The organism is Limnohabitans sp. Hippo4, from assembly GCF_003063605.1.
GTDB lineage: Bacteria > Pseudomonadota > Gammaproteobacteria > Burkholderiales > Burkholderiaceae_C > Limnohabitans_A.
This window is the reverse complement of sequence record NZ_NESE01000001.1, coordinates 291,384-316,671: the sequence shown is the minus strand read 5'-3', so window position 1 is coordinate 316,671 and position 25,288 is coordinate 291,384. Positions and strand designations below refer to the sequence as shown.

The following is a 25,288-nucleotide window of genomic DNA, read 5'->3' as shown; positions in this document are numbered from 1 at the left end:
GGCGTGGGGCGGTTTTCCCCATGGCCATAAAGACCTTCAAATCGTATTCCTACTATTCCGCTCAAGTTCTGCTATAGTCGAGCGAATTAGTCAACAACCTAGGATCTAGCCATGCGCCTCACCACCAAAGGTCGATTTGCGGTCACCGCCATGATCGATTTGGCCCTGCGACAGCATTCAGGCCCGGTCACTTTGGCTGCCATCAGCCAGCGTCAAGAAATCTCTTTGTCTTACCTAGAGCAGTTGTTCGGTAAGTTGCGTCGCCATCAATTGGTCGAGTCCACCCGCGGTCCTGGCGGCGGCTATACCCTCGCCAAAAAAGCTTCCGACATTACCGTGGCCGACATCATTTTGTCGGTGGACGAGCCCATCGATGCCACGCATTGCGGCGGCAAAGAAAACTGCCACGGTAGCACTGGCCGTTGCATGACCCACGATTTGTGGGCCTCCCTCAACTCCCGCATGGTTGAGTTTTTGGACTCAGTCAACTTGCAAAAATTGGTCGATGACCAATTGGCCGCAGGTCACACCATTGAAGACAAGCCCGCCATCAAGCGCGCCATTTCGGCCATGCCAGTGGTTCAGCCTGTGCGCGTGAACGCCCCCAATTCCGTGTTTGCCTTGGGCAACACATTGATGAAATCTTGAGAAGTTTTCAAGCATGAACAGCACACCTCATTTCCCCATTTACCTCGACTACAGCGCCACCAATCCTTGTGATCCGCGCGTGGTCGATGCCATGATTCCTTGGTTGCGCGAGCACTTTGGCAATCCAGCTTCACGCAGCCACGCTTGGGGTTGGGAAGCAGAAGAAGCCGTCGAGAAAGCCCGCAAAGACGTGGCCGACCTCATCGGTGCCGACCCTCGCGAAATTGTGTGGACCAGTGGTGCCACCGAGTCCAACAACTTGGCCTTGAAGGGCGCAGCGCAGTTTTACAAATCTCGCGGCAAGCACCTGATTACGGTCAAGACCGAGCACAAAGCTGTTCTCGACACCATGCGTGAACTAGAGCGTCAAGGCTTTGAAGTCACTTACCTTGACGTGCAAGAAGACGGCTTGGTCAACCTCGATGTGTTCAAGGCTGCTTTGCGCCCCGACACCATCTTGGTCAGCGTCATGTTTGTGAACAACGAAATTGGCGTGATTCAAGACATTCCCGCCATTGGTACCATCTGCCGTGAGAAGGGCATCATCTTCCATGTGGATGCTGCGCAAGCCACCGGTAAATTGCCCATCGACCTCAACACCTTGCCCGTCGATTTGATGAGCTTGGCCTCGCACAAAACCTACGGTCCTAAAGGCATTGGTGCTTTGTATGTCCGCCGCAAACCCCGCGTGCGCCTCGAAGCGCAAATGCACGGTGGCGGTCACGAGCGCGGCATGCGTTCTGGCACTTTGCCGACACACCAGTGCGTGGGCATGGGCGAAGCCTTCCGCATTGCGCGCTTAGAAATGGACCAAGACATTGCCAAGGCCAAAGCTTTGCAAGAGCGCCTGATCAATGGCTTGAAAGACGTTGAGCAAGTGTTCTTGAACGGTCACCCCACCAAGCGTGTGCCCCACAACATCAACATGAGCTTCAACTATGTTGAAGGCGAATCGCTCATCATGGGTATCAAAGGTTTGGCGGTGTCATCAGGTTCTGCCTGTACCTCTGCCAGCTTGGAGCCCAGCTACGTATTGCGCGCCTTGGGCCGCAGCGACGAATTGGCCCACAGCAGTTTGCGCATGACCGTGGGCCGTTGGACCACCGAAGCCGAAATTGACTTTGCCATTGAGACCATCAAAGCCAACGTGGCCAAGTTGCGCGAACTCAGCCCCTTGTGGGAAATGTACAAAGACGGCGTCGACCTCAGTACCATTCAGTGGGCTGCACACTAAGCGTTTTAGCGTTCAAGAACAGATTAAGGAAGTAACACCATGGCTTACAGCGAAAAAGTTGTTGATCACTACGAAAACCCCCGCAACGTGGGCTCCTTTGAAAAGGGCGACGAAGATGTGGGCACCGGCATGGTGGGCGCACCTGCCTGCGGCGACGTGATGAAGTTGCAGATCAAGGTCAACCCCCAAACGGGCGTGATCGAAGATGCACGTTTTAAAACCTACGGTTGTGGCTCTGCCATTGCGTCTAGCTCTCTGGTCACCGAGTGGGTGAAGGGCAAAACACTGGACCAAGCCGCTGCCTTGAAGAACAGCGAAATTGCCGAAGAGTTGGCTTTGCCACCCGTCAAAATTCACTGCTCCATCTTGGCCGAAGACGCCATCAAAGCAGCCGTCGAAGACTACAAGAAAAAACACGCAACCGCCTAAGCGGTGGTTGCTGGAAGTACATCATGGCCATTTCATTGACAGAAGCTGCAGCGCGTCACGTGTCGCGCTACATCACCAAACGCGGCAAGGGCGTGGGTGTGCGCTTGGGCGTTAAAACCACCGGTTGCTCTGGCTTGGCGTACAAACTGGAATACGTGGACGAAGTCGCGCCCGAAGACGTGGTCTTTGAAGACCACGGCGTGAAGGTGTTGATCGACCCCAAAAGCTTGGCCTACATCGATGGCACCCAGCTTGATTTTGTGCGTGAAGGTTTGAACGAGGGGTTCCGTTTTAACAACCCCAATGAGCGCGATCGCTGCGGCTGTGGCGAATCGTTCCGCGTGTGATTTCACTGCAGGCGTCAGACTTCGAGCTGTTCGGCTTGCAGCCGACTTTTGCATTGGACCGCGCGCAACTCGATTTGCAATGGAAGTCTTTGCAACGCGAGGCGCACCCCGACCGGTTTGCCTCTGAAGGCGCCTCTGCGCAGCGCATTGCCATGCAGTGGTCTGTGCGCATCAACGAAGCCTACAACCGTCTCAAAGATCCACTCAAGCGCGCAGCCTACCTGTGTGAATTGAACGGCGCTGCCGTCAATGCCGAAAACAACACCAGCATGCCGCCTGCCTTTTTGATGCAGCAAATGGAATGGCGTGAAGCCTTGGACGATTGCAAAGCCATCAAAGCGCCTGCTTCTAAAATAGAGGCATTGGAAAAACTGTTGGACGAAGTTGACGCCTCGCAGGCCCAAGTCTTGAAGCAGATGGCTGCATTGATCGATGTGGACCACAACTTTGCAGCAGCTGTAGGGCAGGTCAGGGCGTTGATGTTCATCGACAAGTTTTCACAAGAAGTGCAACACCAGTTAGACGCTTGCAGCTAACACATTCAAACAATAAGTCATGGCACTTTTGCAAATTTCAGAACCCGGTCAGGCACCGAATCCGCACCAACGACGCATTGCCGTCGGCATTGACCTGGGCACCACCCATTCTTTGGTTGCATCGGTGCGCAACGGCGTGGCGGAGTGCTTGCCCGATGACAAAGGCCAAGTGATCTTGCCCTCGGTGGTTCGTTACTTGCCAGGTCAGGGTCGTCAAATTGGCCATGAAGCCGTGGCCAACGCCGCGCAAGATCCAGAGAACACCTTGGCTTCTGTGAAACGCTTCATGGGCCGCAGTTTGTCTGACATTGCCCATCCAGAAAAGTTGCCTTACAAATTTGTGAAGCCCGATGGCGCCTCTGCAAAGGGCATGCTGTCGATTCAAACGGTGCAAGGTGAGAAGTCACCCGTCGAAGTGAGTGCCGAGATTTTGGCCACACTGCGCTTCCGCGCAGAAGACACGTTCAATGATGACCTTCACGGCGCTGTGATCACCGTGCCTGCGTACTTCGACGATGCGCAAAGGCAAGCCACCAAAGATGCGGCCCAAATGGCCGGCATCAACGTGCTGCGTTTGATCAACGAGCCTACTGCGGCGGCCATTGCCTACGGCTTGGACAATGCCAGCGAAGGCATTTACGCCGTGTTCGATTTGGGTGGCGGTACCTTTGACATTTCCGTTTTGCGTCTCACGCGCGGTGTGTTCGAAGTCATGGCCACCGGTGGTGACTCTGCCCTGGGTGGCGATGATTACGATCATGCTTTGGCCGATGCAGCCTTGGCATCAATGGGCCTGCAAGAGGTGCAAGCGGGCTTGAGCGCAGAAGACAAAACACGTTTGAAAGCGGCTGCGCGTGCGGCCAAAGAAGCTTTGACTTCAGCCTCTGAAGCGAACCTGACATGGACCCATGCAGATCAGTTGCATGCAGTGAACATCACCCGTGCGCAATTTGAAGCTGCCACTGCCGCACTCACAGCGCGCTGTATGTCGGCTGTTAAAAAAGCCTTGCGCGATGCCAAGGTCAAAGCCGAAGACATTCAAGGTGTGGTGATGGTGGGCGGTTCTACCCGCATGCCGCAAGTTCAAGCAGCCGTGGCGGCTTTCTTCGGCAAAGCACCTCTCAACAATTTGAACCCCGACGAAGTGGTGGCGCTGGGCGCGGCCATTCAAGCCAATCAATTGGCTGGCAACGACGCTGCGGGCGACTTGTTGCTCCTGGACGTCATTCCATTGTCCTTAGGCATTGAAACCATGGGCGGCCTGGTTGAGCGCATCATTCCGCGCAACCAAATCATTCCCACGGCCATGGCCCAAGACTTCACCACCTACCAAGATGGTCAAACCGCTTTGGCATTGCACGTGTTGCAGGGCGAGCGCGATTTGGTGGTCGATTGCCGTAGCTTGGCGCGCTTTGAACTGCGCGGCATTCCGCCGATGGCTGCTGGTGCAGCGCGCATTCGCGTCACCTTCACAGTTGATGCCGACGGCTTGCTGAGTGTGGCTGCCAAAGAGCAGATCAGTGGCGTGGAGGCCAAGATCGATGTCAAACCTTCTTATGGTTTGAGCGACGATCAAATTGCCAAAATGCTGCAAGACAGTTTTACAACCGCAGAAGTGGACATGAAGGCTCGTGCCTTGGTGGAAGCGCGCGTGGATGGCGATCGCATGTTGTTGGCCACACAGAGTGCACTCAATGCCGATGGTCACTTGCTCAGTGCAGAAGATCGCACGCACATTGAAAAAATGATGGTGACCTTGAGGCAAGTGGTTGACACTGCCACCGATGCCCAAGCCGTGGAAGATGCCACCGAAGCCTTGGCCAAAGCCACAGAAGCCTTTGCCGCGAAGCGCATGAACCACAGCATTCAAAAAGCCTTGTCGGGTCAGAACATTCAAAGCCTTTAACAAAGAACACCATGCCCGTTATCAAAATATTGCCACACGCTGAATATTGCCCCGAAGGCACTCAAATTTCTGCGCCTGCAGGCACCAGCATTTGCGAAGCCTTGCTCGATCACAAAATTAACATCGAGCACGCTTGCGATATGAGCTGTGCCTGCACCACTTGCCACGTCATTGTGCGCGAGGGCTTGAACAGCTTGAACGAAGCCGAAGAAACAGAAGAAGACTTGCTCGACCGTGCATGGGGCTTAGAACCCAATTCACGTTTGAGCTGCCAAGCGTTTCTGGGCAAGCAAGACGTGGTGATTGAGATTCCCAAGTACACCATCAACCACGCCAAAGAAAACCATTGACAGTTTTTGCGCTTGAAATTGGGATTACAGTTAGGTCATGCGCCAATTATTTCTAGACACCGAAACCACCGGTCTTTCCGCTGAAGGCGGCGACCGCGTCATTGAGTTGGGCTGCGTTGAGCTTGTCAACCGCAAGCTCACGGGCAACAACCTGCATTTCTACTTCAACCCTGGCCGCGACAGTCACGAAGATGCTCTCAAGGTGCACGGCATCAGCAACGAATTTCTGCGCGATAAGCCCAAGTTCAAAGACGTCGTACAAGAAATTTTGGACTACGTGGACGGCGCAGAAATCATCATTCACAACGCCGCCTTCGACGTTGGGTTCTTGAACAAAGAACTCGAGTTGGCTGGCAAAAAGCCATTCACCACCTATGTGAATGGTGTGGTCGATACCTTGGTCATGGCCAAGCAAATGTACCCCGGCAAGCGCAATAGCCTTGATGCACTTTGCGACCGTTTGGGCGTCGACAATTCTGGCCGTACCTTGCACGGCGCCTTGCTCGATGCCGAGCTGCTGGCCGATGTCTACATTAACCTCACCCGCGGCCAAGAGGCTTTACTGATCGACGCCGGTGGTGATGAAGGGAAGGCCGGCTCTGAAGAGTCTGTCGACCTGTCAGGCTTTGTATTACCGGTCATACAAGCCAATGCCCAAGAGCAAGCGGCCCACCAAGAGCAGTTGGCCCAATTGGACAAGGCCAGCGGCGGCAAAACCCTCTGGCGACAGCTCAGCAGTGAACAAAGCGCGGCAGCCTGAAACTTTTAAAAACCTTGAAAATGCCCAAAAAACCGTGGCATAATTTAGGGCTACGCTGAAAAGCGATAGGGCGGTTAGCTCAGGGGTAGAGCACTGCATTCACACTGCAGGGGTCACAAGTTCGAAACTTGTACTGCCCACCAAAAACTCAAAAAGCGCTTACGAACATTCGTAAGCGCTTTTTTTTATTGGGGTCAGATCAACATTAATTGGATTAACTGTTCATCGGCTATCTGAGCGAACTTCAAGAAATGTCGGATGTTGCTGCTGATACCGGCAGTCCAAACACCCGATCAAAACACCAAGTAAAAGCAAAGGTGTAAACAAAAAAGAAAACGTTCAAACCCAGGTTGACTGTGAATGAGCGCAGATAACTGATGTCGAGCCACCATGCTGCCGCCGGCATCAGCACCACCAGAAAGCCCATCTCAAAGCCCACGGCGTGCAGTACGCGACGCCCAAAGCCACGGCCGCGCGTTAGCCTTTTGGATTCCCAGCGCTCGAACATGGCGTTGTAGGAAAAATTCCAACCCACCGCAAAGAGTGATGCAAAGACAGCCAGCGCACCTGCGCGCTCAAGGCTGCTGTCGCTGAAGCTGAAAAAGCCAAGCGTGCCACACAAGAAAGCGATGGCCTCGTAGATGGCAACGTAAGTGATCTTACGTTGGGTGCCTTGTAAATTCATGTTGAATTGGATTCGTTAACGCTGAACTGTACAGGAGAAGACTGGACTAAAGTTCTACCCGATTTCACGCACAAGCTAGGGTGAACCCTCTTTATTGCATGTTAATGAAAGTCAATAATTTTTTGACACAAGCAACAGGAGATGAAATGAGCTTAGATCCTAAATCCGTCATCTTGGCGGCATTCAAAGCTGTCGACAACGCTGATGCCGAAGCCTTGCTGGACATGATGGCCGATGACATTACCCAAATTGACGAAATTTCCAAAAAGTGGTCTAGAGGTAAGGCTGAGGTTGCAGCGGTAGTTCGGCCGATGTTTGACCTGGTTAAGTCCATCAAGTCATCCATATCCGATGTGCACGTGCAAACAAGCAATGACATCGCCATCGTGACATTCATGTTGGACCAAAGCTATGTTTTCGAAGGCCAACAAGTTGCCATTGTTGCGCCGACAAGTTGTGTGCTACGTCAAGAGAAGGGTGTTTGGAAATTCGTGTTAATTCACACGATGCCGTTTGCAGACTCTTGATCTTAACTTGAGCGGCGTTAATGCCTAAGAAGTAGTTGGGCTAACCGCATTGGCTGATGGCTTCAGAGCTTGTTGTATGCTTAAGTTTTTGAAATTTTAGGTTTCGTATGCTTAATTGCAAATCTGCCAAATCACTGCCGCATGTCAAGAGCTTGTTTGCTTCGCTTGCGCTTGTTTCTCTCACATTGACCAATGCCTATGCGCAGCAGATGCCCGCAGGCAACTCAGCTGTTACTGTTGCGAATACGCCTCTCATTCCTCGAGCAGCGCTTTTTGGTAATCCTGTGAAGGCTGGTGCTCAGATCAGCCCGAATGGGAAATGGCTGTCGTGGTTGGCGCCGGTCAATGGGTTAATGAATGTGTGGGTTGCGCCCGCTCATCAAGCAGATGGTGCCAAGGCCATCACTGCATCTACCGATCGGCCAATTTCAAGGTACTTTTGGTCGAAGGCCAGTGATCAAGTCTTGTTCATCAAAGACAATGCCGGGGATGAGAATTTTCATCTTTACGGCGTAGACATCGCCACGGGAAAGCAGCAAGATCTCACACCCTTTGGCAAAATCCGCGTCATTCTCATTGGTGACTCTACGCAGCGACCCAATGAGATGTTGGTGGGTATCAATGACCGTGACCCGCGCTGGCACGATATGTATTTACTCAATATCAAAACTGGCGAGCGAAAGCTGCTCTTGAGGGGCGACGGCTATGCTGGTTTTGATGCGGATGAGCAACTCCAAGTTCGACTTGCGGCGCGTCCCAATGCTGCTGGGGGCGTTGATTACTTTCACGTTAAAGACAATGTGGTTGCTGAGAAAACGTTTTTAAGCACAAGCTTGGAAGACAGTAATACAGGGCCGTTGAGTTTTACTGCTGATGGCAAAACGCTTTATTGGATGGACTCACGAGGACGAGACACGACTGCATTATTTGCAGAAGATACAAGCACAGGCCAACGTCAATTGATTGGTGAGGATTCGCGGGCAGATCTCGGCAATACGATGCGCCATCCAATTACAGGTGCAGTTCAAGCCTATTCGGTGAACTACCTTCAAAACGAATGGAAATTCATTGATGCAGAATTAAAAGCAGATTTTGATTGGCTAAAGCAGCAGTTGGGAGAAGGTGCTGTATTGGTGGCAAGCCGAACCAAGGCCGATGACAAATGGATTGTGGGCATCGATCCCGTATCCAAGGTTGCTGGAACGTATCTCTATGACCGACAAGAAAAGAAACTGACGATGCTTTATGTGGCACGCCCTGAACTTCAGGGTGCACCTTTGGTGCCAATGCTGCCAGCGGAAATTAAGGCGCGCGATGGCCTGACCTTGCCGAGTTATCTGACATTGCCAAAGGGTGCGGATACCAATGGTGACGGGAAGGCCGACAAGGCAGTCCCGTTGGTACTTCTGGTTCACGGCGGGCCTTGGGCGCGTGACACTTACGGTTACAACGGCTATCACCAGTGGTTGGCCAATAGAGGTTACGCAGTGTTGTCTGTTAATTTCCGTGCATCGAGTGGCTTTGGCAAAAAATTCTTGAATGCTGGCAACTTGCAATGGGGATTGGCAATGCACAACGACTTGCTTGATGCCGTTGACTGGGCCGTCAAGCAGGGGGTGACGACTGCCGACAAGGTTGCCATCATGGGGGGAAGTTATGGTGGCTATGCAGCCTTGGCAGGTCTTGCCTTTACCCCCAAAGTCTTTGCATGTGGAGTCGACATTGTGGGCCCTTCAAATTTGGAAACTTTGCTTGCAACCATTCCGCCTTATTGGGAGTCGGGCAGAAAGCAGATGTACAGCCGCATGGGTGACCCCAACACCGCAGAGGGCAAGCAGATCCTGCGCAATGCGTCGCCCCTTTACAAGGCCGATCAGATTGTTCGTCCTTTACTCATTGGTCAGGGCGCCAATGATCCACGTGTGAAGCAAGCGGAGAGCGATCAAATTGTGTCAGCTATGCAGGCCAAGAAAATTCCAGTTACATACGTGTTGTATCCCGATGAGGGACATGGCTTTGCAAAGCCTAGCAATAACATTGGTTTCAATGCAATCTCCGAGGCATTCTTGGGCAGCTGTTTAGGCGGTCGAGTTGAATCCATTGGCGATACGCTGGGTAAGTCAACTGGCCAAGTTAAAAGTGGCGCTGAGCACGTGCCTGGCTTGGTTGAGGCGATGGTCAAAAAGTGAGCTGTTCAGAAGTGTCTAACTGACGCTAAACAACTTTTACACTTTACTCTAGAAAGCACCTAGCGGAAACGCCAGGTGCTTTTTTTATTCAGCAACCGACCCAATGACAGCCGACCCTTGAGGTAAGCCATCTGGTCCTCTGAGGATGACCAAGTGTCCTCTTAATTTAATGGGAATGCCTGACTTGTGCATGAAAGGTAAGACCGAGTCCTTGCGAATTGCAAATTCTTTAACGACGTCTAGCGACTTGGTGAAGCAGTTGCCATGAGCTTGTTGCATGTTGGCTGGAATGACCAAATTGGCATGCTGACCTACTGCCTCGCTTGCATCAAAGCCAAGCACCAATTCTGCCGCTCTATTCCATAAGTTGATGATGCCATCGTTACCGACTGCGATGACGACGTAAGACAAATTTGCAATCAAGGACTCACTTGTTTGTGAAGTAGATGCTTTCATTGTTGATTTCCTGTCCTTGGCAAAGTTGCCAAATTAATGTTGATCTGACCCCAATTAGATAAAGCACCTAGCGGAAGCGCCAGGTGCTTTTTTTTCGCATCAAGCGTCTGCTGAGAAGCCAATGGCTTTAACCAAGGGGCCCCAGAGTTCGGTGTCGGATTTGAGTCTGGCTGCCAATTCGGCAGGACTGGAAGACTGTGCCACCAAGCCCATCATGGCCATGCCGTTGACTGTCTCGGGGGCGGCCAAGGCCACGCGCATGGCGGCGTTGAGCCGGTTGATGATCTCGGTGGGTGTTTTGGCGGGCACATAAAAGCCAAACCATTCGTCGTAAACAAAGCCTTTTAAACCTTGCTCAACCAACGTGGGTGTGTTGGGCGCAAATTGGCTGCGCTTGGCGCCAGTAGCAGCCAGCAGTCTGCATTTGCCGGCCGCCACGTGCTGAGTGAATTCGCCAATGGGGCCAGACACCGCAGCAATTTGGCCGCCGATCATGTCCAGAATGGCAGGCTGAGTACCGCGGAACGCAATGTGTTTCAGATCGACGTTGGCCTCTCGGCCAAGCAGGGATCCAATGAAGTGAGGAGTAGAGCCCGCAGCGGGTGAACCAAAGTTGGCCAGCATGGGATTGGCTTTGCACCAAGCTAAAAACTCTGGAACGTTTCTGACGCTGTTTGGCACCATAGGGCCCACTGCAAAACCGAAGTCGAACACAGCCCCCAAAGAGACAGGCGCTAAATCGCCTACTGGATCGTAGGGCAGCTTTTTGTAGATGTGCGGATAGATGCCCAGCATGGACATGGGTGTTTGCAATACCGTGGCGCCGTCGGCGGGTGCGTTGCGCACAAACTGCACGGCAATTTGACCGCCAGCACCTGTTTTGTTTTCAACGAAAGCGGCTTTGGTATAGGCAGAGGGCGCGATCTTTTCGGAGACGCGTCGGCAGATGGCATCGGATGTGCCACCGGGTGGGAAGCCAGTGACAATTTTCAAACTCTCGAGTTGGGCTTGCGCCCAAGCCTGCTGGCCAACAGCGCTGAGCAAACTGGCCACACCGGCCACTTGTAAAACATCACGACGCGAAATGGACATGGTCTCTCCTGAGTGAATGGAGAGACCATTTTGGTGGCATCAAACTGGGCTGTCCAGATCAGGCATTCCCTAATGTGATGCCCAATCAATTTGCATGGCCACCTTGACTGGCATGTTCAGTTCGACGCCTTTTAGCTGCGCTAATTCATTCATAGCAGATACGACGCCATTGTCATATCCATCTTGTGCATCACCAATGCGCGCAGACAAATGGGAATAGCAAGCGCATGGAACGTTGTGAGCTTGCAGTATCTCTAGCGCAACATTTCCTGCGTTGTCTTTGCCACCACCCGCATCGTTGAAGAAAACGCAGCTTGGTTTTTGGCTGAGTGCAATGACAAATTCAGCGGCTGATTTTCCGCCATGAGACCCAGAGATAACTACAGCGTGGGCATGTGCAATGCTGATGTGAGCGATAGAGTCGAGTAAAAACAATTGTGATCTGACCCCAATTACTTAATCGTCAAGGCAGGTTGTGCAATTAGCCCCGATCGAGTTTTGGCATATTTGTTGGTGTTTGGATTTAATCGCTACCATGGCCTAAATCCATTATCAATAGTCTCGGCTTATTCAGCTGTAATTTTTTTCTCACGCACCAGCTTGCCCCATTTCTCTGATTCCTTCTGCATGAAGCTGGTCAGTTCAGCCCTTGTAGATGGCGCACCAGAGAGTCCTAGTTTGGTCAGTGCGTCCTTGGTGCTTTGATCGTTGAGCACTTTGACGATTTCAGCATTCCATTTGTCCAGTATGGGTGAGGGCACTTTGGCAGAAGCCAAGAAGGCATACCAGTTCAGGGCTTCAAAGCCAGGGTAGCCAGACTCGGCCACGGTGGGCACATTAGACAGATAGCTTGGACGTGTGAGGCCCGTGGTTGCAATGGCGATTAACTTGCCAGACTCAACGTGGGGAATGGAGGTGGGCGGTGCCGAAAAATAACCTGTGAAACGATTGGCCAAAAGATCTTGCATGGCCGGTGCGCCGCCCTTGTAGGGGACATGCAGCATGTCTGTGTTGGTGCGAATGGCAAACAACTCACCTGTGAGGTGAGAGGCAGATCCAGCGCCAGTAGAGGCGAAGGACACGGTGTCTGGCGCTTTTTTGGCGAGGGCCACAAAGTCAGCCAAATTTTTAATGCCAGACTCTTTGTTGACCACCAACATGTTGGGGAAGTTCACGCCGCCAGAGATGGCCGCTAGATCCTTGAAGGGTTCATAGCCGACTTTCATCATGTGAGGCGCAATGGCCATGGGGCCAATGGAGCCTAGCAAAATGACGGAGCCATCTGACACACCGTTGGCCACTTGCTGGTGAACGATGTTGCCGCCAGCACCCGCTTTGTTTTCCACCACGACGTTTTGACCGATGTTTTCTGTGAGCTTTTTGGCAATTAATCGGGCTGCGGCATCGGCTGCGCCACCGGGAGCAAAACCAACATACAAAGTGACTGGGCGCTTTGGCGGAAAATCTTGCGCACTGGCCAAGCTAGGCAATAGCAAGGTAGAAGTGACCAAGGCGATGGCGCTGAGTAAGTGGCGTTTGTTCATGGGTGTACCGACAACAGGGTTTAATTAGTCACAGCTTGCATGGCCAGCTGTGAGCTTGTACTCAGTTTAACTTGACATGCTAGAGGCTACAAGTTTGAAAAGTTGAAATGGTGAGGGAGTTGAGGCCTTTAATTGAACCCAGTAAATCAGTAGATGGGCGTAGCGTGTTTCAGCAGGTCATCGATCAAGGACATCAACTGCGCGCTTGATGCCGTGAAGGGATCGAACTCGGGGTGCTTGAGTTGCACGATGGGATCGCTTTCGGAAATGATCACATGCGCCATCGACCACTCTGGAAACTTTCGCGTTTGAATTTCTTCAATGGATACCAACTCCACATCTTGGTGCCGCTTGTCTTTGATCAGCGTGGCATACAGCCGATTGACGCTGGCCCGTTTGCCTTCCAGTATTTGGATGTACAAGCCTTGCCCTTGGCACAAAATGCCCGTGATACCAGCCACGCGGTTGTGCACCCTGGCCGATTCCAAAATCGAACCCGTCACAGTGGAAGTGATGGCGCCTGCGGCCCGGCTGATGTACAAAAGTCGAATGAGCATTGCTTGTCTCCGTTCACTCATCGTAACATTGACCGCATTACTCAAACCTCAGGAGTCGCAAATGGGCATGTGGATTGAAATGGGCGTTTTTGCGTTGGTGTTTGTTTTTGCCATTCACCAGTTTCACGATTTGAAGCAAGAAAAGCTCAAACGCGAACGCAAGCAAGCCGAGGAGGCCGCCAAAAACAACAATGGCTCACCAGAAGGGTGAGCCATTGCAGTAGGTATGCGCCAATCAGTGGTGCTTGGCTTCTTTGGCTTTTTTCAGCAATTTAAGCTGGCGATTGTTCTCTGAAAAAGCCCAAACAATGGCAACCAAAATAAACAGGTCAATAACGACCATGACGTGTGGCATGAGAGTCTCCTTGCATATGTTGTCTGAAGGCCGGTTGCCATCAGTTGGGCCTTGGGGTTAGACCTAGTAAAAATTTTAGCCAAATGGGCGCACCCTTGCAAACATCTTCAGCAGCCAAGGAACCCACATGACGGGAAGTGAACGCGATGCATTGATGCAGTTTTTACGCGAAATGATCCAAACCAAGCCCCGTATTTACGACGAAACGGCTGCCAAACTGATTGCCGATGCCTTTAGAACTCAGCCCTATGCGGCCTATTTGCTGACGCAAAGAGTGATGCTGTTGCAAGCGGCACAAAACCCTGGCCAAGCTGCCAGCGGCACCTTCACGGAATTTCTAAACCCAGATGCCACCGCATGGGGCGAAGCCGTTGCCGAGGTTCAGCTTCTAGAGCCACCTAAGCCAACAGGCCCTAGAGTGATCTCGATGGAAGAGAAAGGCTTGAAGTTCATTGGCCGCAATTCCAAGGCCATTTGGGCCGTGATTTTTCTGGCCTTTGCAGTGGTGCTGCTTACTCGATAACCGCCACGCCCACCACAAAATAGTCGGTGTCGCCAAAGCAGGAGGTGGGCAGGCCGCGGTGTTGTTCGTATTTCAAGGTCACGCGCTTGCCAGCCACTTCATTGAGTTGTTGGGCCACCGCTTCATCGCGCACGGTGAACAAAAACTTTTCGGGGGCGGCGCCTGGAATGGCCACCAAAGACAACTCGCCCTCCCAAGTTTTGCAAATCCAGCCTTTGTAAGAAACTTTTTGCAGAAAGCCTGCGCGTTCGCCTTCGGAGTAACTCCACGACAGCACGGCCCAGATGTAAAGGGCAAAGGCCAATAGCACGCTTAGAACAGCAAAGCCCAAGCGGGTGAAAATCTTTTGGAGAAGAGGTGAGGTCATGGGTTCATTCTAGCCACAAGAACCTGCGCCAACCTACCGATCAGATCAAGAAGCCAGCATATGGCGCGAGACTGACTCAAGCCGCTCTAAGGGATCAAGTTGTGCCAGCAAGGCCAGCTTGTCGGCATCGCTCAGAGACATGGCTTCGGCATAGCGGTTGGCCACCCAGCCGCACTGGTCAAGTTGGTATGGCGCAAAGATGGGCAATCGGTCCATCACACCTTGTTGCTGCGCAGAGGCAATCACTTTGCCCAAGCGGTCTGCCAAGGGCTGAAGGTGCTCGGGAATGGCCACTTCAGGGTCTTGTGGCAAATAGCTGACTTGGCCTTGCCACACACCCAAAGGGCCAGGTCGCACTTCGTTCAGTTGAAATCGCAAACCGCCTTGGCAAACCACCCGATAAAAATTGGGCTGCACCATGTCCATTTCGCGAATGCGGGCCACACAACCGTAGGCATGCAGCGAGGGTACTTCGCCAGGCACTTGCACTTCACTGCCTTTTTGAAGCCAGGCCACGCCAAAGGGCAGTTGCTGTTGATGGCAGCGTTTGATGAGGTCGAGGTAGCGAACTTCAAAAATTTGAAGGTGCAGCATGCCATCAGGCATGAGGCCCTGTGACAGGGGAAAAAGGGGCAGGGTGTCGATCACAAGGCCTGGGCGGTTTATTCCAACTTGATGCCAGCGTCTTTGACCACCTTGCCCCACTTGCTCATTTCAGAGGTCATGAGTTGGGTCAAGGCCTCGGGCGTGGACAAGCTCACTTCAACGCCGGCCTCAAACATGGCTTTGTTGGTTTCTGCCGTGTTCATGATTTTGGCAACCTCAGCGTTGAGCTTGTTCACGATGTGGGCAGGCGTGCCAGCAGGTGCCAACAAGGCCAGCCAGATGGTGGCATCGTAGCCGGGCACACCCGCTTCTTGCATGGTGGGCACGTTGGGCAATTGAGGAATGCGTTTGGCGCTGGTCACAGCCAAGGCGTTCAGACGGCCATTGGGCACTTGCGACAAGGCATTGGGCACACCAGCAAAGCTGCTCTCAACCACACCCGCCACAACGTCTGTGGTGGCCAAATTGCTGCTGCGATAGGGCACGTGCTTCAGTTGCGTTTTGGTCATGGAGGCAAACATGCCGCCAATCAAGTGCTGCGCGCTGCCGTTGCCAGAAGATGCAAAGTGAATTTTGTCGGGGTTGGCTTTGGCCAGTGCAATGAACTCTTGCACGTTTTTGGCAGGCACCTTGGGGTTGGTCAGCAACACATAAGGCGAGTCGACCAGCTTGGTGACGGGGGCGAAACTTTTGATGGGATCGTAGGGAACACTTTTGTAGATCCAAGGGCTGATGACGTGCGTGGACGACACGATCAATAAGGTGTGTCCATCGGGTGCCGATTTGGCCACTTGATCAGTACCAATCATGGAGCCCGCGCCGGGTTTGTTTTCAATCACCACCGATTGCCCCAGGCTTTCGCCCAACTTGACGCCCAAGATGCGCGCCACCACATCGGTAAAACCACCGGGGCCAAACGGCACGATGATTTTGATGGGCTTGGTGGGGTAGGCCTGGGCCACGGCTTGGCCTGCAGACAATGTCAGGCAAGTGGCTGCGCACACAATGCTCAAAAGCTTCTTCATGATTTAACCTCGGAAAGTGGGTTCGGGTTGGGAAAAAAAGCTGTGCAGAATTTGATACACCATGAGGTAGTTTTTCTGCTGGAAACTGGCGTGTGAAATGCCTTCCATGATGCTGAACTGTTTGCTACGGCTGGGCAGCAATTTGTAGAAGTTCAACAAGTCATCGAGGCTGGCAATGCCATCGTACTCACCGCGCATGATGAGCGTGGGCGAGGTGACTTTGGCGGGGTCGATCAGGGGCAGCTTGGAGCACATGTCGACATAAGTGCCGGTGGGCATGGCCGAGTCCAAGGTGAGGATGGCATCGGCAAAGGCATCTTTGGTGGCTTCGTCGGCACAGGCACCATGGTCGCGGTTGAAAATGCTGTGGACAAATGCGCGGTCAATGGGGCGCGTATTTTTGGCTAAAAACTCAGGCAGTTTCTTTTTGCGATCAGCCAAAGTGGGGCTGCCTTCGCCGGTCCAGACAAAGGCATCCAAAGCCAATTTGGCAATGCGCTCGGGGTGGTGCTGCGCAAACAGAGCCGCCTTCAACGCACCCGACGAAATGCCATACACCATCAACTTTTGAGCGCCTGTGGTTTTGAGGATGTACTCGCTGCCAGCTGCCAAGTCTTCGGCGCCGTTGGCAATGTCAAAGTTGATGGGGCGGCTTTTATCAGAGCGGCCATAGCCTTCGTTGTCCATGCACCAAGTGTCAAAGCCGCGCTCGGCAAACCAATCCATCACGGATGAATGTGGCCTGCCGGGCACGCTGAGATCGAAGGTGGGCTGTGAGGCCATCGAGGAGCCGTGCACAAACAAAATGGTCCCGACTTTGGGCACATGCGCGTGGGCTGGTTTGTTCCACAAAAACAGACGGATGTCGCCTTTGTGAGTCCAGTGTTCTGTGCCACCTGTCCATTGAACGCTAGTCATGCGAGGGTGTTCCTTGAGGTTTGTTTTACAAAGGCGCTTTGAGGAAATTCTCAAGCGCGTGGTGGAACTTGTTGCGCACCACGCCCATCATGGGGTTGTGTGCAATGCCTGAGAGCACCACAAACTGCTTGTCTTTGGTAGGCAAGCGTGTGAAGAAATCAAGCAGGTCAGGTTCTGCCGCAATGCCATCGTATTCACCGCGTATGACCAAGGTGGGGCAGGGAATTTTTTCGGGTTCGACCAAGGGCAAATTGGCGCACATGTCGACGTAGGTGCCTGTCGGTACTTCGCTGACCAAAGGCAGTTCGGCGGCGGCAATGGCCTTGGGCACGCTGTCTTCGCTAGAGCCTGGCTTGTCGCGGTTGAACATGCCTTCGTAGAAAGCCAAGTCAACCTTGCGGCGGGGGCTTGCACTGTACTCAGGCAGCTTTTTGCGGCGTTGCTCTAAGGTGGGCGCGCCGGCGCCGGTGTACACCAAGGCAGACAGGCCCAAACGGGCCACGGTGTCGGGATGGGCTTCGGTGTAGACGCACGCACGCAAAGCACCTGAAGAAGAGCCAAAGATGTTGATTTTTTGAACGCCAGTTTCTTGCAAAATGAAGGGCACCACAGCGGCCAAGTCTTTGGCGCCTGTGCGCACATCGCTGTTGCCACGGCCCGACCAGCTAGAGCGGCCGTAGCCCTCGTGATCGACTGTCCAGCAGTCGTAGCCGCGTTCTGCAAAATAGTCCATGACGGAATAGTCTTTGCCACCGGGAACTTGCAAGTCGTAGGTGTTGCGGCCGGAAACTGTGGAGCCATGTACCAGCAACAAAACGGGCTTGGCGGCTTCGCCAGCGACGGGTGCTGTGGCACGTTTGCGGTATACATACAAACGAACGTCTTCGCGGTTGACAGAATATTCTTGAGACCAGATCACGATAATGCGCCTTGTTGAGAAGGTTAAAAAAAAATGACGATACCCGAGTCAAACTGATGGGTGTTTTTTACTCCATCATGCCCTTTTCACGGATGATGGATTTGCCTTGGTTTGACACAAACAATTGAAGGAAGGCGTTGGCCAGTTCCTTCTTGGATGTGTTGGCATTCACCGCACCGGCATACGCGGTGTAGTTTTGTATAGCTTCAGGCAAAGGTCCAACCAAGGTGACGCCGGCCACAGGCAGAATTTCGCTGATTTGATGGATGGCCAAGTCGGCTTCACCGGTCACGATTTTTTCGGCCACCAGACCACCGTTGACCAACACCGCTTTGGCTTTGACTTCATCGGCCATGCCCATGCGCTGAAACAAGCCTTCGAGGTAAATGCCGCTTGAGCCCCCAGAGGCAGGGTTGATGATGGCCACTTTGCGTGCATTGCGAACTGCGGCTTGGAAGTCCTCAACGGTTTTGAGGGCTGGCAAAGGGTCACCTTGTTTGACGGCCACGCCAATGGCCACTTTGGCCAGTGGCAAGATGCTACTGGCATCGATGTGGCCGCTGCTTCCTAGAGTTTTCAGACCGGCTGGTGTGAGGACCAAGACGTCAAAGGCCTCGCCCGCTGTAACCCGTTTGGTAACCGCGCCCGCGGTGTCATTTTGAATGTCGATTTTGTGGCCGGTGCGCTTTTCGTAGTCGGCGGCAACGGCCACCACCACTTGTTTGAAAGCGCCAGTGGTCAGAACTTTCAGGGTTTCGGCCGAGGCACTGCTGATGAAAAGGACCTGGCTGAGGAATGCAAAACCCGTGGCGGCAAGTGCGCGTGTGAAGCATGTTGTCATGGTGACCCTTTCATGTCGTGGAGGCTGCTTAGCTTTGTTTCAATGTATCCGCAATTGGCATTGGCTAGAATTAAGCTTACAACACCTGCAGGAGGCCCTTGTGAAAAAAATTCTGATTGATCCTCTGCCCAGCCATGCCGTTTTAGCGTCAAAACTCGAAAAAACGGCCGAATTTCCCACCCTCCGCGCACTTGCTCGCAACGACTTGAATTGACCGCGTGAAGGAACCCTCTTTTTTGGATGCTGCTTCGCTGGCGGCCTTGCCACGCGGACCAGGCGTTTACATCTTCAGGGGTGACGGCAAGTTGCCCATTTACATCGGCAAGAGTGTCGACATTCGCAGCCGGGTGTTGGCGCATTTGCGAGCCGAAGATGAAGCCGAGATGATGTCGCAATCAAGGCGCGTGGATTTCATCGAGACGGCGGGGGAGATTGGCGCTTTGCTTTTAGAGTCGCACCTGATCAAAACGCTCAACCCGCTTTACAACATCAGGCTACGCAGGCTTCGCAACTTGTGCAGCATTCAACTGCACGACCAAGCCGGTGCCTGGGTGCCCGAAATTGTGACCGGCAAAGACTTGGGCCTGGGCCAGGTTGAGGGCTTGTATGGGCTGTTCAGTTCTAGGCATGCGGCGCAAGCCAAATTGCGCGAGTTGGCTGATCATCACAATTTGTGCCAAGGTTTGCTGGGCCTGGAAAAGCTCAGCGCCCGTGGCTGCTTTGGATTGCAAGTTAAAACTTGTTTGGGCGCTTGCGTTGGTAAAGAAGAGCGCTTGGCGCATGACCAACGCCTGCTATCCGCTTTGGAGGACATGAAAGTGCATGCGTGGCCGTTTGCGGGGGCCATTGATTTGGTGGAGGAAAGCCAAGGCTGGGTACAGCGTCATCGACTAGAAAACTGGCGCTACTTGGGAACTTGGTGTTCCAAGTCGGCGCAGTTGCCCGTGACATTGCAGCAAAGCTTTGATTTAGACACTTACAAAATATTGGTCAAGCCCATCATGTTGGGCACGGCGCGTCTGGAAAGCGTTAATTAATGTTGATCTGACCCCAATTAAGGGGGAAGTGTTGGACAATGGGGTTTTTGGTTCGCATTTCAGTTTATGGCTATTCAATGGTTTCCGGGGCACATGCACCTCACGCGCAAGGCGATTGAGGAGCGCATCAAAGACATTGACGTGGTCATTGAAATGCTGGACGCCAGGTTGCCGGGGTCCAGTGCCAATCCGATGTTGGCGCAGTTGATTCAGGGCAAGCCAGGTTTGAAGGTGCTCAGCAAGCAAGACTTGGCGGACGCTGAGCGCACGCAGTTGTGGTTGGACCATTACAACGCAATGCCCAATGTGCGGGCCATTGGTTTGGACACCAGCATGGTGTCGCCGGCCAAAGCATTGATTGACGCCTGCCATCAGTTGGCGCCCAACCGAGGCGGCATGGCCAAGCCCATGCGGGTGCTCATTTGCGGCATTCCCAATGTGGGCAAGTCCACCCTCATCAATACCTTGAAGGGCAAGCGAGCTGCCAAAACGGGTGACGAAGCAGGTGTGACCAAATTAGAGCAGCGCATCACCTTGGCCGATGACTTTTATTTGTACGACACGCCCGGTGTACTGTGGCCGCGCATCATTGTTGAAAAGAGCGGCTACAACTTGGCCGCCAGTGGTGCGATTGGCGTCAATGCCTTTGACGATGAAGAAGTGGCCCTAGAGTTGTTGCATTATTTGATAGCCAATTACCCCACGGCCATTACCGCGCGCTACAAAGTTCAAAACGTGTCGGAACACACCGATGAAACCTTGTTAGAGGCCATTGCACGCTATCGCGGCGCCATTCAAAGTGGGGGCCGGGTGAACACCACCAAGGCTGCCGAAATTGTGATTCATGATTTTCGGTCGGCAGCATTGGGCCGATTGACCCTCGAAACGCCTACTGAGTTTGCGCAATGGTTGGCATCGGGTCTGAAAGCGGACGCTGAACGTGCTGAGAAAAAAGCAGCGCTTCAAAAAGAGAAAAAATCTTTGCGCAAGACTAAGAATTGACCAGTCGCCAGGCCAACAAAGCACTGACAAGGGCATTGAGCAAGGCGCACACCGCAATGACCCATGTGCCCAAGGTGTTGAGTGGGTAATTTTGGGCAATGTGCGACAGTGCTAGCGAGAGCAAGTTGAGCGCTACCAAAATCCAGAAAATAGGATTTTTGGGTTGAAACAACCTCGAAATTTTCATGAAAAATCCTTAAACAATCGCTAAGGATAATTCAAAAAATGAGCAGGCAATGGGGCCTGCCAGCAGGCCTTAGTTTGTTTCAGTCTTTGACCAACAAGACGGGGGTCTTTGAGGTGCCCACCACGCGCTGGGCCACTGAGCCAATGGCAGTGTCGGCCCAAGAGGAACGACCTTTGGTGCCCATGATGATCATGTCAAACTTGCCTGCCTTGGCCTCTTTGATGATTTGCTCGCTGGGATGACCGTAGCGAATGGCCATGTCATGCGGCAATTTGATTTTGTTCAGGTATTTGACCGCCCAAGCCAAATTTTTGTCAGCACCTTCGCGAAGGTAATCTTCGACAGCGCCCTTGGGGGTATGTTTTTTAAAAAGCCTCAAGCTGCTGTCATCTTGCACAGTGATCACTGTGATGTGACTGTTTGCGCTGAAACTCTTGAAGAGTCGGGCTGCATATTTCACGGCGCCTTCTGAAGCTTTTGAACCGTCGGTTGCGACCAATAATTTCATAGTGAACTTTCAAAGTGTTGTGAAATGATAGGGAACTGATTACATTCAGGCTTGATGTAGATCAAGATTTTGGCGGACAAGGAAAACAAGATGACAAACAAAAAAGTGGCATTGGTCACAGGTTCGGCAACCGGTGTGGGTGCCGCAACCGCATTGGGCTTGGCGCAACGTGGTTACAACGTGGTCATTAACTATTCCAAAAGTGAAACAGAGGCCAAAGCCTCTGAGGCGGCCTGCCAGGCGGCAGGCGCAGAGACTTTGTTGGTGCAAGGTGATGTGTCGGACGATGCGGCCTGCAAAGCAATGGTGGCAGCCACACTGGCCAAATGGCAACGCTTGGATGCCTTGGTCAACAACGCGGGCATCACCGCGTTTGCTGGTTCCAATTGGGATGCTTTGGATGCAGAGATTTTCCAGCGCATTTTTGAAGTGAATGTGTTGGGCACTTTTCAAATGGTACGTGCCTGTGTGCCGCATTTGAAGGCTGCGCAAGGTTGCATCGTCAATGTGTCTTCTGTCGCTGGTGCCTTGGGCATTGGCTCGAGCATTCCGTACATCGCTTCAAAGGGTGCCATGAATTCAATGACGCTGCATTTGGCGCGCACACTGGCACCAGAGGTGCGGGTGAATGCGGTGTGTCCCGGCATGATCACCACGCGTTGGTTTGTGGACGGTGTGGGTCAGGAAAACTTTGAGAAGCTGAAGGCGCAATACGAGCAAACAACGCCCTTGGCACGTGCTTGCACCGCAGAAGACGTGGCCGAGTCCATCATTTGGTTGGTGGACGGTGCCCGCACGGTGACGGGCGAAACCATCCTTCTAGACTCGGGTTTGCATTTGGGCAAGGCCGTGACGGTGCCCGCCAAAAATGCGGGTCAGTGAAACGCGGTGAACGACCGGTGACATGCTGCGCAGGTGCGCAGCATTACTTGTCGAGTTTGATGCCAGTCTCTTGAACGATGTTGTTCCAGCGAGACTGAATGCGTTTTTGCCAAGCTTGCGTTTCTTCTAAGTTCATGTCGAAGTAAACACCGCCAGCGGCTTTCACTTTGTCCATCACATCAGGGTGATTGGCGGCTTTCACAATGGCAGCGTTGAGTCTGCGCTGTACGGCAACCGGTGTGCCTGTGGGCACCACATAAACCGTGTAGCTTTGAAGTTCCAAATCTTTCAAGCCCTGTTCTTCCATGGTGGGGACATTGGGCAGCAACGGCAAACGATTGGCGCCAAACACACCCAAGGGAATTAATTTGCCAGAGGCGATGAAGGGTGCCACTTCGCTGTAAAACGCGGAGACCAATTGCACTTGTCCGGACGCGGCATCGGTCATTGCTGGCACGTTGGCTTTGTAGGGCACATATTGAATTTTGGAGCCAGTGCGAACTGCAAAAGCGGCACACACAAAGTGACCAATGGTGGCCGTGCCACTGCCGCCGCAATCGAGGGTGGTGTTTTTGGCTTTGATGTAAGCCACCAACTCGGCCACGTTTTTAACACCCAATTGCGCGTTGACCATGAGGATGGGGTAGCCGGCAATGGTGAGGCCCACTGTGGAAAAATCCTTCACGGGATCATATCGAACGGGGACGCCCAACTGACCAATGAGCCCCAATTCATTTTGGCTACCCATGAAGAGGGTGTGGCCGTCTGGATCTGCTTTGGCTGCAGCATCACCGGCAATGGCCCCTGAAGCTCCCGGTTTGTTTTCAACCATGACGGCCTGACCCAACTCATTTTGTAAGTGAGGCTGATGACGTCTGGCGTAAATGTCGACCACGCCACCTGGTGCGGCAGAGGTGATGAGTTTGATGGGTTTGGTGGGCCAGTTTTGGGCCGTTGCACTCAAACTGATGGCCATCATGCTTGCGCAGATCAGCCTAGGAAACCATTTCAAAGTTGTCATCACGCCTCCAAACCAATAGGAACGCCCACTGCAGGATTGCAGCAGTGGGCCTGGATGCTTATTCTTTGACAGAGCCGGTCATGCCCGACACGTAGTACTCAACAAAGAAGGAATAAATGAAGGCCACGGGCAAGGAGCCAAACAGGGCGCCTGCCATGAGGGCACCCCAGTGGTACACATCGCCCTCAACAAGTTCTGTGACCACACCCACTGGCACCGTTTTCACTTCACTGGAGGAGATGAAGGTGAGAGCGTAGATGAACTCGTTCCACGACAAGGTGAAGGCAAAGATGCCTGCAGAAATGAGTCCGGGTACAGACAAAGGCAAAATGATTTTGACCAAAATTTCCCAGCGGTTGGCGCCGTCAATCATGGCGCATTCTTCCAACTCAAAAGGAATGGAGCGGAAGTAACCCATCAGCAGCCATGTGCAAAAGGGAATGAGGAACGTGGGATAGGTGAGGATAAGCGCCAAGCGCGTGTCAAACAAACCCAACTGGAAAATGACCGAAGCCAAAGGAATGAACAAGATGGAAGGCGGTACCAAATAGGCTAAGAAAATGGCCAAACCGGTTTGCTTGGCACCTTTGAAGCGCAAACGCTCAATGGCGTAGGCCGCCAACACGGAGGCAAACAAAGAGAAGAAAGTAGAGGTGACAGACACCACCACCGTGTTCCACATCCACTGGGGGTACTCGGTTCTGAACAACAACTTTTCAATGTGCGCCATGGTGGGCGAGATGATCCAAAACGGATTGCCATCGCGCGATAGCAGCTCATTGTCGGGTTTGAAGGTGGTAATGCCCATCCAATAAAACGGAAAGAGCAACACGAACAAGAACAAGCCCAGTGGCAAATAGGTCTTGAGAAGTTTGGTGGAGGTGGTGTCCAAATAGGACATGCCGCCGTTGTCTTGATTGTCTTTGCTCATTTGTCGCTGCCGCCTTGTTGCCATGCACGGCGTTGAAGTCCGAAGTAACTGAAGAGAATGGCTGCCAACAGGAAGGGCACCATGGCGATGGCAATGGCTGCACCTTCACCCAATGCGCCGCCCGGAATAGCGCGCTGGAATGACAGGGTGGCCATCAGGTGTGTGGCATTGAGCGGTCCACCCCGTGTGATCACGTAGATGAGTTGGAAGTCGGTGAAGGTGAACAGCACCGAGAAGGTCATGGTGACTGCAATGATGGGGGTTAGCAAAGGCAGAGTGACATGCCAAAACTGCTGCCAAGGTGTGGCACCGTCAATGGCCGACGCTTCGTAATAGGAGGGCGAGATGGTTTGCAAACCCGCCAACAAAGTAATGGCCACAAAGGGTACGCCACGCCATACGTTGGCCGTGAGAGTGGCCAAACGGGCATTCCAGGGTGTACCCAAGAAATCAATGTAGGAATCAATCCAGCCCATTTTCATCAGCACCCAGCTGATGATGGAAAACTGGGAATCAAAAATCCACCAAAACGCAATAGCGGAAAGTGCTGTGGGCACGATGTAAGGCAGCAAAATCACTGCACGGAAAAAAGACTTAAAACGAATGTTTTTGTTCAGCAACAAAGCCAGCCACAGACCCAAGAAGAACTTCAGGACACTGGCCACTGTGGTGTAGAACATGGTGTTGAAAAGGGCCAATTGTGTGACGCTGTCACCCAACAAGAAAATGTAATTTTCTAAGCCAATCCATTCGCCGCCACGGCCAATTTTGGTATCGGTAAAACCAAGCCAAACACCCAAGCCGAGAGGGTAGGTCAGAAACAGCAGCAACAAAAGCGTTGCCGGCAACATGAAGATGAAGCCGAGCACATTGCGGCTGTTCTGAATTCTCTCGAGCAAGGGTGTC

Annotated in this window: 32 protein-coding genes and 1 tRNA gene; 16 read left to right on the top strand and 17 right to left on the bottom strand. The window is 52.9% G+C overall.

Features of this window, described 5'->3' with window-relative positions:
* The first annotated feature begins 111 nt into the window (after window positions 1-111).
* The 9 genes from iscR (at window position 112) to B9Z46_RS01405 (ending at window position 6,353) form a co-directional block, all read left to right on the top strand.
* Window positions 112-648: a Fe-S cluster assembly transcriptional regulator IscR gene (gene iscR / locus B9Z46_RS01445; RefSeq protein ID WP_055360532.1), complete on the top strand. Its 537-nt coding sequence runs from the start codon at window positions 112-114 to the stop codon at window positions 646-648.
* A 13-nt stretch (window positions 649-661) separates the two neighbouring features.
* Window positions 662-1,882: an IscS subfamily cysteine desulfurase gene (locus B9Z46_RS01440; protein ID WP_055360534.1), complete on the top strand. Its 1,221-nt coding sequence runs from the start codon at window positions 662-664 to the stop codon at window positions 1,880-1,882.
* Between the two features lie 39 nt (window positions 1,883-1,921).
* A complete protein-coding gene (gene iscU, locus B9Z46_RS01435; RefSeq protein WP_055360537.1) occupies window positions 1,922-2,311 on the top strand; it encodes a Fe-S cluster assembly scaffold IscU in 390 nt (129 codons plus the stop codon).
* 23 nt (window positions 2,312-2,334) lie between these two features.
* Window positions 2,335-2,658 carry an iron-sulfur cluster assembly protein IscA gene (iscA, locus tag B9Z46_RS01430; RefSeq protein WP_055360539.1) on the top strand — a complete coding sequence of 108 codons (324 nt, stop codon included), beginning with the start codon at window positions 2,335-2,337 and terminating at the stop codon, window positions 2,656-2,658.
* Window positions 2,658-3,194, top strand: a complete 537-nt coding sequence (gene hscB, locus B9Z46_RS01425) for a Fe-S protein assembly co-chaperone HscB (RefSeq protein ID WP_199220547.1) — start codon at window positions 2,658-2,660, stop codon at window positions 3,192-3,194. The genes iscA and hscB overlap by 1 nt, the downstream gene beginning before the upstream one ends.
* Window positions 3,195-3,213: 19 nt before the next feature.
* The gene (hscA, locus tag B9Z46_RS01420; RefSeq protein WP_108254278.1) at window positions 3,214-5,100 is read left to right on the top strand and encodes a Fe-S protein assembly chaperone HscA; all 1,887 of its coding nucleotides are present in this window, start codon (window positions 3,214-3,216) and stop codon (window positions 5,098-5,100) included.
* Window positions 5,101-5,111: 11 nt separating this feature from the next.
* Window positions 5,112-5,450 carry an ISC system 2Fe-2S type ferredoxin gene (gene fdx, locus B9Z46_RS01415; RefSeq protein WP_108254277.1) on the top strand — a complete coding sequence of 113 codons (339 nt, stop codon included), beginning with the start codon at window positions 5,112-5,114 and terminating at the stop codon, window positions 5,448-5,450.
* Window positions 5,451-5,487: 37 nt separating this feature from the next.
* Window positions 5,488-6,210 carry a DNA polymerase III subunit epsilon gene (dnaQ, locus tag B9Z46_RS01410; protein ID WP_055360546.1) on the top strand — a complete coding sequence of 241 codons (723 nt, stop codon included), beginning with the start codon at window positions 5,488-5,490 and terminating at the stop codon, window positions 6,208-6,210.
* Between the two features lie 68 nt (window positions 6,211-6,278).
* Window positions 6,279-6,353 (top strand) — tRNA-Val (locus B9Z46_RS01405).
* A gap of 101 nt (window positions 6,354-6,454) precedes the next feature.
* On the opposite strand, the gene B9Z46_RS01400 is transcribed toward B9Z46_RS01405, so the two are convergent.
* The gene (locus tag B9Z46_RS01400) at window positions 6,455-6,895 is read right to left on the bottom strand and encodes a PACE efflux transporter (RefSeq protein WP_108254276.1); all 441 of its coding nucleotides are present in this window, start codon (window positions 6,893-6,895) and stop codon (window positions 6,455-6,457) included.
* Window positions 6,896-7,041: 146 nt separating this feature from the next.
* Here B9Z46_RS01400 and B9Z46_RS01395 point away from each other — a divergent pair, with 146 nt between their 5' ends.
* Together B9Z46_RS01395 and B9Z46_RS01390 are read left to right on the top strand one after the other, a co-directional pair.
* Window positions 7,042-7,422, top strand: coding sequence for a nuclear transport factor 2 family protein (locus tag B9Z46_RS01395; RefSeq protein ID WP_158268380.1), 381 nt, complete (start codon window positions 7,042-7,044; stop codon window positions 7,420-7,422).
* A gap of 107 nt (window positions 7,423-7,529) precedes the next feature.
* Window positions 7,530-9,611: a S9 family peptidase gene (locus B9Z46_RS01390; protein WP_199220522.1), complete on the top strand. Its 2,082-nt coding sequence runs from the start codon at window positions 7,530-7,532 to the stop codon at window positions 9,609-9,611.
* 84 nt (window positions 9,612-9,695) lie between these two features.
* Here the strand turns inward: B9Z46_RS01390 and B9Z46_RS01385 are convergent, their stop codons facing one another.
* The 5 genes from B9Z46_RS01385 to B9Z46_RS01365 form a co-directional block, all read right to left on the bottom strand.
* A complete protein-coding gene (locus tag B9Z46_RS01385) occupies window positions 9,696-10,067 on the bottom strand; it encodes a PAS domain-containing protein (RefSeq protein WP_108254274.1) in 372 nt (123 codons plus the stop codon).
* 99 nt (window positions 10,068-10,166) lie between these two features.
* Entirely contained in the window at window positions 10,167-11,159 is a 993-nt protein-coding gene (locus B9Z46_RS01380) for a Bug family tripartite tricarboxylate transporter substrate binding protein (RefSeq protein WP_108254273.1), read from the bottom strand.
* A gap of 69 nt (window positions 11,160-11,228) precedes the next feature.
* Window positions 11,229-11,594, bottom strand: coding sequence for a hypothetical protein (locus B9Z46_RS01375; protein ID WP_108254272.1), 366 nt, complete (start codon window positions 11,592-11,594; stop codon window positions 11,229-11,231).
* A 131-nt stretch (window positions 11,595-11,725) separates the two neighbouring features.
* Window positions 11,726-12,703 carry a tripartite tricarboxylate transporter substrate binding protein gene (locus B9Z46_RS01370; RefSeq protein ID WP_108254271.1) on the bottom strand — a complete coding sequence of 326 codons (978 nt, stop codon included), beginning with the start codon at window positions 12,701-12,703 and terminating at the stop codon, window positions 11,726-11,728.
* Window positions 12,704-12,849: 146 nt separating this feature from the next.
* Window positions 12,850-13,260, bottom strand: a complete 411-nt coding sequence (locus tag B9Z46_RS01365) for a BLUF domain-containing protein (RefSeq protein ID WP_233245872.1) — start codon at window positions 13,258-13,260, stop codon at window positions 12,850-12,852.
* 61 nt (window positions 13,261-13,321) lie between these two features.
* Here B9Z46_RS01365 and B9Z46_RS15175 point away from each other — a divergent pair, with 61 nt between their 5' ends.
* Window positions 13,322-13,471, top strand: coding sequence for a hypothetical protein (locus B9Z46_RS15175; protein WP_199220521.1), 150 nt, complete (start codon window positions 13,322-13,324; stop codon window positions 13,469-13,471).
* Window positions 13,472-13,742: 271 nt separating this feature from the next.
* A complete protein-coding gene (locus B9Z46_RS01360; RefSeq protein WP_108254269.1) occupies window positions 13,743-14,138 on the top strand; it encodes a DUF2076 family protein in 396 nt (131 codons plus the stop codon).
* On the opposite strand, the gene B9Z46_RS01355 is transcribed toward B9Z46_RS01360, so the two are convergent.
* From B9Z46_RS01355 to B9Z46_RS01330, 6 genes are all read right to left on the bottom strand, one after another.
* Window positions 14,128-14,505, bottom strand: coding sequence for a hypothetical protein (locus tag B9Z46_RS01355; protein WP_108254268.1), 378 nt, complete (start codon window positions 14,503-14,505; stop codon window positions 14,128-14,130). The genes B9Z46_RS01360 and B9Z46_RS01355 overlap by 11 nt on opposite strands.
* A 45-nt stretch (window positions 14,506-14,550) precedes the next feature.
* The gene (locus B9Z46_RS01350) at window positions 14,551-15,153 is read right to left on the bottom strand and encodes an LON peptidase substrate-binding domain-containing protein (protein ID WP_255416902.1); all 603 of its coding nucleotides are present in this window, start codon (window positions 15,151-15,153) and stop codon (window positions 14,551-14,553) included.
* A 14-nt stretch (window positions 15,154-15,167) separates the two neighbouring features.
* Entirely contained in the window at window positions 15,168-16,136 is a 969-nt protein-coding gene (locus tag B9Z46_RS01345) for a tripartite tricarboxylate transporter substrate binding protein (RefSeq protein ID WP_108254266.1), read from the bottom strand.
* 3 nt (window positions 16,137-16,139) lie between these two features.
* Window positions 16,140-17,054: an alpha/beta hydrolase gene (locus B9Z46_RS01340; RefSeq protein WP_055360615.1), complete on the bottom strand. Its 915-nt coding sequence runs from the start codon at window positions 17,052-17,054 to the stop codon at window positions 16,140-16,142.
* Between the two features lie 25 nt (window positions 17,055-17,079).
* Window positions 17,080-17,973: an alpha/beta hydrolase gene (locus B9Z46_RS01335; protein ID WP_158268379.1), complete on the bottom strand. Its 894-nt coding sequence runs from the start codon at window positions 17,971-17,973 to the stop codon at window positions 17,080-17,082.
* A 67-nt stretch (window positions 17,974-18,040) separates the two neighbouring features.
* The gene (locus B9Z46_RS01330) at window positions 18,041-18,814 is read right to left on the bottom strand and encodes an extracellular solute-binding protein (protein WP_108254264.1); all 774 of its coding nucleotides are present in this window, start codon (window positions 18,812-18,814) and stop codon (window positions 18,041-18,043) included.
* 218 nt (window positions 18,815-19,032) lie between these two features.
* Between B9Z46_RS01330 and B9Z46_RS01325 the strand changes: the two genes are divergently transcribed.
* Window positions 19,033-19,851: an endonuclease gene (locus B9Z46_RS01325; RefSeq protein ID WP_199220518.1), complete on the top strand. Its 819-nt coding sequence runs from the start codon at window positions 19,033-19,035 to the stop codon at window positions 19,849-19,851.
* A gap of 66 nt (window positions 19,852-19,917) precedes the next feature.
* A complete protein-coding gene (ylqF, locus tag B9Z46_RS01320) occupies window positions 19,918-20,853 on the top strand; it encodes a ribosome biogenesis GTPase YlqF (RefSeq protein WP_108254262.1) in 936 nt (311 codons plus the stop codon).
* On the opposite strand, the gene B9Z46_RS01315 is transcribed toward ylqF, so the two are convergent.
* On the bottom strand, window positions 20,843-21,040 hold the full coding sequence (locus tag B9Z46_RS01315) for a hypothetical protein (protein ID WP_055360625.1): 198 nt from the start codon (window positions 21,038-21,040) through the stop codon (window positions 20,843-20,845). The genes ylqF and B9Z46_RS01315 overlap by 11 nt on opposite strands.
* 79 nt (window positions 21,041-21,119) lie before the next feature.
* On the bottom strand, window positions 21,120-21,548 hold the full coding sequence (locus tag B9Z46_RS01310; RefSeq protein ID WP_108254261.1) for a universal stress protein: 429 nt from the start codon (window positions 21,546-21,548) through the stop codon (window positions 21,120-21,122).
* A 90-nt stretch (window positions 21,549-21,638) separates the two neighbouring features.
* Here B9Z46_RS01310 and B9Z46_RS01305 point away from each other — a divergent pair, with 90 nt between their 5' ends.
* Window positions 21,639-22,430 (top strand): SDR family NAD(P)-dependent oxidoreductase, encoded by a 792-nt coding sequence (locus tag B9Z46_RS01305; protein ID WP_108254260.1) that lies wholly within the window; start codon window positions 21,639-21,641, stop codon window positions 22,428-22,430.
* A 43-nt stretch (window positions 22,431-22,473) separates the two neighbouring features.
* Here the strand turns inward: B9Z46_RS01305 and B9Z46_RS01300 are convergent, their stop codons facing one another.
* Genes B9Z46_RS01300 through B9Z46_RS01290 form a run of 3 tightly spaced genes read right to left on the bottom strand, consistent with a single transcriptional unit; the run spans window position 22,474 to window position 25,281 of the window.
* On the bottom strand, window positions 22,474-23,451 hold the full coding sequence (locus B9Z46_RS01300; protein WP_108254259.1) for a tripartite tricarboxylate transporter substrate binding protein: 978 nt from the start codon (window positions 23,449-23,451) through the stop codon (window positions 22,474-22,476).
* A 58-nt stretch (window positions 23,452-23,509) separates the two neighbouring features.
* Window positions 23,510-24,352: a carbohydrate ABC transporter permease gene (locus tag B9Z46_RS01295; protein ID WP_369907412.1), complete on the bottom strand. Its 843-nt coding sequence runs from the start codon at window positions 24,350-24,352 to the stop codon at window positions 23,510-23,512.
* Between the two features lie 26 nt (window positions 24,353-24,378).
* Window positions 24,379-25,281 carry a carbohydrate ABC transporter permease gene (locus B9Z46_RS01290; RefSeq protein ID WP_055361943.1) on the bottom strand — a complete coding sequence of 301 codons (903 nt, stop codon included), beginning with the start codon at window positions 25,279-25,281 and terminating at the stop codon, window positions 24,379-24,381.
* Window positions 25,282-25,288 lie beyond the last annotated feature (7 nt).

Bases quoted from the DNA above. Each gene is read 5' to 3' on its own strand.
- B9Z46_RS01305 (WP_108254260.1), top strand. From the start codon at position 21,639: ATGACAAACAAAAAAGTGGCATTGGTCACAGGTTCGGCAACCGGTGTG.
- B9Z46_RS01380 (WP_108254273.1), bottom strand. From the start codon at position 11,159: ATGTCCATTTCGCGTCGTGATGTTTTACAAGTGGCCGGTGTGGCCAGT.
- B9Z46_RS01390 (WP_199220522.1), top strand. From the start codon at position 7,530: ATGCTTAATTGCAAATCTGCCAAATCACTGCCGCATGTCAAGAGCTTG.
- iscA (WP_055360539.1), top strand. From the start codon at position 2,335: ATGGCCATTTCATTGACAGAAGCTGCAGCGCGTCACGTGTCGCGCTAC.
- B9Z46_RS01300 (WP_108254259.1), bottom strand. From the start codon at position 23,451: ATGACAACTTTGAAATGGTTTCCTAGGCTGATCTGCGCAAGCATGATG.
- B9Z46_RS01370 (WP_108254271.1), bottom strand. From the start codon at position 12,703: ATGAACAAACGCCACTTACTCAGCGCCATCGCCTTGGTCACTTCTACC.
- B9Z46_RS01440 (WP_055360534.1), top strand. From the start codon at position 662: ATGAACAGCACACCTCATTTCCCCATTTACCTCGACTACAGCGCCACC.
- B9Z46_RS01345 (WP_108254266.1), bottom strand. From the start codon at position 16,136: ATGAAGAAGCTTTTGAGCATTGTGTGCGCAGCCACTTGCCTGACATTG.
- B9Z46_RS01360 (WP_108254269.1), top strand. From the start codon at position 13,743: ATGACGGGAAGTGAACGCGATGCATTGATGCAGTTTTTACGCGAAATG.
- B9Z46_RS01385 (WP_108254274.1), bottom strand. From the start codon at position 10,067: ATGAAAGCATCTACTTCACAAACAAGTGAGTCCTTGATTGCAAATTTG.
- B9Z46_RS01295 (WP_369907412.1), bottom strand. From the start codon at position 24,352: ATGTCCTATTTGGACACCACCTCCACCAAACTTCTCAAGACCTATTTG.
- B9Z46_RS01395 (WP_158268380.1), top strand. From the start codon at position 7,042: ATGAGCTTAGATCCTAAATCCGTCATCTTGGCGGCATTCAAAGCTGTC.
- B9Z46_RS01330 (WP_108254264.1), bottom strand. From the start codon at position 18,814: ATGACAACATGCTTCACACGCGCACTTGCCGCCACGGGTTTTGCATTC.
- ylqF (WP_108254262.1), top strand. From the start codon at position 19,918: ATGGCTATTCAATGGTTTCCGGGGCACATGCACCTCACGCGCAAGGCG.
- B9Z46_RS01365 (WP_233245872.1), bottom strand. From the start codon at position 13,260: ATGCTCATTCGACTTTTGTACATCAGCCGGGCCGCAGGCGCCATCACT.
- fdx (WP_108254277.1), top strand. From the start codon at position 5,112: ATGCCCGTTATCAAAATATTGCCACACGCTGAATATTGCCCCGAAGGC.
- dnaQ (WP_055360546.1), top strand. From the start codon at position 5,488: ATGCGCCAATTATTTCTAGACACCGAAACCACCGGTCTTTCCGCTGAA.
- B9Z46_RS15175 (WP_199220521.1), top strand. From the start codon at position 13,322: ATGGGCATGTGGATTGAAATGGGCGTTTTTGCGTTGGTGTTTGTTTTT.
- B9Z46_RS01315 (WP_055360625.1), bottom strand. From the start codon at position 21,040: ATGAAAATTTCGAGGTTGTTTCAACCCAAAAATCCTATTTTCTGGATT.
- hscA (WP_108254278.1), top strand. From the start codon at position 3,214: ATGGCACTTTTGCAAATTTCAGAACCCGGTCAGGCACCGAATCCGCAC.
- iscR (WP_055360532.1), top strand. From the start codon at position 112: ATGCGCCTCACCACCAAAGGTCGATTTGCGGTCACCGCCATGATCGAT.
- iscU (WP_055360537.1), top strand. From the start codon at position 1,922: ATGGCTTACAGCGAAAAAGTTGTTGATCACTACGAAAACCCCCGCAAC.
- B9Z46_RS01400 (WP_108254276.1), bottom strand. From the start codon at position 6,895: ATGAATTTACAAGGCACCCAACGTAAGATCACTTACGTTGCCATCTAC.
- B9Z46_RS01340 (WP_055360615.1), bottom strand. From the start codon at position 17,054: ATGACTAGCGTTCAATGGACAGGTGGCACAGAACACTGGACTCACAAA.
- B9Z46_RS01355 (WP_108254268.1), bottom strand. From the start codon at position 14,505: ATGACCTCACCTCTTCTCCAAAAGATTTTCACCCGCTTGGGCTTTGCT.
- B9Z46_RS01310 (WP_108254261.1), bottom strand. From the start codon at position 21,548: ATGAAATTATTGGTCGCAACCGACGGTTCAAAAGCTTCAGAAGGCGCC.